Source organism: Massilimicrobiota sp. An134 (genome assembly GCF_002160815.1).
GTDB lineage: Bacteria > Bacillota_I > Bacilli_A > Erysipelotrichales > Coprobacillaceae > Allocoprobacillus > Allocoprobacillus merdigallinarum.
Map to the genome: position 1 here is coordinate 1 of NZ_NFLH01000069.1, position 2886 is coordinate 2886.

General features: G+C 30.6%; 2 protein-coding genes and 1 tRNA gene. 2 read left to right on the forward strand and 1 reads right to left on the reverse strand.

Translation table 11 applies throughout. The features are described from left to right. Positions 1–465: 465 nt before the first annotated feature. Positions 466–541: transfer RNA gene (locus B5E79_RS13175), tRNA-Lys, on the reverse strand. 104 nt (positions 542–645) lie between these two features. Here B5E79_RS13175 and B5E79_RS13180 point away from each other — a divergent pair. Both B5E79_RS13180 and B5E79_RS13185 read left to right on the forward strand, forming a co-directional pair. Then, complete coding sequence (locus tag B5E79_RS13180; protein ID WP_241147505.1) at positions 646–2160, forward strand: HAD hydrolase-like protein; 1515 nt, start codon at positions 646–648, stop codon at positions 2158–2160. After that, positions 2144–2665 carry a phosphatase PAP2 family protein gene (locus B5E79_RS13185; protein ID WP_087298354.1) on the forward strand — a complete coding sequence of 174 codons (522 nt, stop codon included), beginning with the start codon at positions 2144–2146 and terminating at the stop codon, positions 2663–2665. Before B5E79_RS13180 ends, B5E79_RS13185 begins: the two co-directional genes overlap by 17 nt. Positions 2666–2886 lie beyond the last annotated feature (221 nt).

The window sequence follows — 2886 nt, forward strand, 5'->3', positions numbered from 1 at the left end:
GTTAGAATACAATCAAATCGCAAAACGAAAACTCACTTAGAAATGGAGAGCCGTATGCATTGAAAGGTGCCCGTACGGTTCGGGAAGGGGCGAGGTCTTCTAGACTTCGCCTATTTCATAGTTAAATATCGCTAACTATAAGTTTAAACCTCTTTTCTCTTATTGTAAATACAATCAAATAAAAAAATAAAAAATCAGAACAAATCTGATTTTTTATGTGTTGTCTTTGTGTGTTAAGAGATTGGTTTTGACAACATGAGATAGTGAGAATTATTCGAAATAAGGTATACCTTTATTTCAACTATTGCATAAACAGAACTGACACTAAGATGACTTACGCAATAGCCACTATCATTCTAACAAAAATAACATATATAAAAATCATTTCGATATGAAATTTATATTAATTTTATGTAAAATATAAATAAAAAAGTCCACAATAACATGCAGACTTTTATTTTCTACTGGTCTCCCCGCACGGGATCGAACCGTGGACCCTCTGATTAAGAGTCAGATGCTCTGCCAGCTGAGCTACGGAGAGATGATTAACGAATATATAATACACTAAACTTTAAGAAAAATCAAGATATTTAAATGGAATATTTACATAATATTTGATATAATGTTAAGCATAAAGGTGGTGATATGATGTATAAACAATCTATTCAAAATATTCAGCTTGCTATTCTTCCATTAGACGGAACTATTTTTAACTTAAATAGATATAGATACAACTATACACATCATTTCTGCGAGAGTCATCATCTTAGCTATTCTCTAGATGATTTTTATCATCATCTTTCTAACATGTATGATATGTACAAAGACTGTCCTATCCAAACAATCATGAGTGAAGGACTTTTTAATGCAAAAATTGAAAGAGAAATGATGCAATATTTGACATATAAAGGTTTAAAACCAAAAGATGGGCTGTTAGAATTGATTGAATATCTACACCAAAAAAATATTCCTATTGCGATTATGTCTACTCATCGTCAAAAAGATGCCAAAACATATCTTTCTATGTGTCATCTTGATCAGAAAGTTCATTATATTATTGGTAGTGATATGGTCAGCATGCCTCTTCCTGCCACGGAAATTCTTGAAAATATAACTGAACATTTTCATATCAAACCTGAAAACACTTTAGTCATTTCTTCTTTTGAAGCTCTTAATAAAGCAAGTTGTCAATTACATATGAATGTCATTTTCTGTGAAGATTTAAAACCAGCTGGAACATATGAAAAAGAAACGTCTTATCAGACCTGTCATAATCTTTTTGAAGTTTTAAATGTGCTTTTATTTGATCGTTATAATGAAATGGATATGTATTCTGCTTTGCTTGGAATGCATAAACATATGTCTAAGCAAGAATTAGAACAAGTCAAAGATAAATGGCAAAAGGACTATCCTGATGATTCACAGTTAAATCAAATTGTGAATCAAACCTATGCATATCATTTATCCCATCTTAATGAACCTGTTGTTAAGGATGGGAGTGTCTATATGCAAAAGACACGTCCTAGAAAAACATTTCAATTTGATGATGAAAATGAACAAAAAGATTTCTTTCAGGAATCTACACCTCAAGAAAAAAAAGAAGAAGACACTTCATCTACAAAAAAACAAACTTTTTCTTCATTAAATAAACAGGAAGAAGAGGAACTCACTGCTCTACTTTCACAAATCAATTATAAAAATCATTCTCCTATCGTTCATGAAGAACAAACAGATGAATCTCAAATTGATATCACAGATGATGAAGAAGATAGTGATACATCTTTTTCGTGGTTAAATCTTGTTTTTAATTTTATTTATATTGTTGCAACTTCATTTTTGATTATTTTTGTAGGAATTATTGTTTATATTGCTTTTATTCCTCAATTTGAAAATGATCAGGGGCTCTTCCATATTTTAGCTCTTCTATTTCAAGGATATTATAGTATAATAGAGGCCTGCTTTAAGGTATTCTTTAACAGTTTGCATACTATTATACCTATGATACCATCCTACCAGGATTACCTTATGCATAATCAGATGTTTTCTTTAGATGGTGTTCAACTTTTCAATATTTTTATTTTTCAGATTATTCTTATTAGTTTTATCAAAATCATTATTTATATTTTAAGGAGAGATTCCGATAATGAAGACTATTCTTAATCAAATCCATCGTTTGGATTTACGTGTATCTTTTTTCATGATCAGTTTGTATCACCATCATGTACTTAACCGCATTATGAAGTTCATCAGTTCATGTGGTGATTTTGGTATTATATGGCTTATTATTATTTTATTAACCAATGTGATTCCTGCAGCCCGTTCCATGTCTATTCATATGCTGATGGCATTGATTGTTTCTGCGCTTATTGGACAAATTTCTATCAAATCTCTTATCAAAAGAAAACGTCCATGTCATCTGTATCCCGAAGTTCAATTACTTGTTCCAACTCCAAATGACTCATCTTTTCCTTCTAGCCACACAACCTCTTCTTTTGCATGCAGCACTATTCTTTTTCTTTTCTTCCCTACATATGGTCTTTTCGCTTATCTTTTTGCCTTTCTTATTGGTTTATCTAGAATTTATTTATTTGTCCATTTTTTGAGTGATGTTATTTGTGGTATGATTTTAGGAATCAGTATTGGAATTCTTATTTATTTGATATAGGCAACCCTTTGGGGGTTGCTTTTTTTGTATAAAAAAAGGACAAAATAAATTTTGTCCATGGCGATTAATCATCTTTGATGATTATCGCTTTTTTGTATTGTGTAATCATCTTAGGTGGTGTTCTTATGATTGATCTCTCTACTCCTGATACTCTTTTATACGATTCTGCTGTCTTATCTTCTTATATAAGAAAGAATACTAAAGAATCTTTTGGTTATATA